The sequence below is a fragment of the Chitinophaga sp. GbtcB8 genome (assembly GCF_019091455.1).
GTDB lineage: Bacteria > Bacteroidota > Bacteroidia > Chitinophagales > Chitinophagaceae > Chitinophaga.
On sequence record NZ_JAGXJN010000417.1, the window covers coordinates 1 to 236 of the forward strand.

1 protein-coding gene is annotated in these 236 nt (G+C 50.0%); it reads left to right on the forward strand.

Annotated elements, in window-relative coordinates:
- Positions 1–32 precede the first annotated feature (32 nt).
- Positions 33–236: NAD(P)-binding protein (locus KVT36_RS32225; RefSeq protein WP_254640288.1), on the forward strand; the 204-nt coding region annotated here is incomplete at its 3' end.

Sequence of the window (236 nt, forward strand, 5' to 3'; positions counted from 1 at the left end):
ATGTAGCCATAATCGGTAGCGGCCTGTGAGGCCTGGTTTGCGGCGCCTTATTAAGCCGCAACGGGTATCGCGTAGCCGGATTTGAAAAGAATAAACAAATAGGCGGATGCCTGCAAACCTATGTTCGTAATAAGGTGATCTTTGCTTCCGGTGTGCATTATATTGGCGCTTTGGGAGAAGGGCGTAACCTGGTAAAGATCTTCCGCTACCTGGGCAGTATGGGTAAGCTGAAGCTG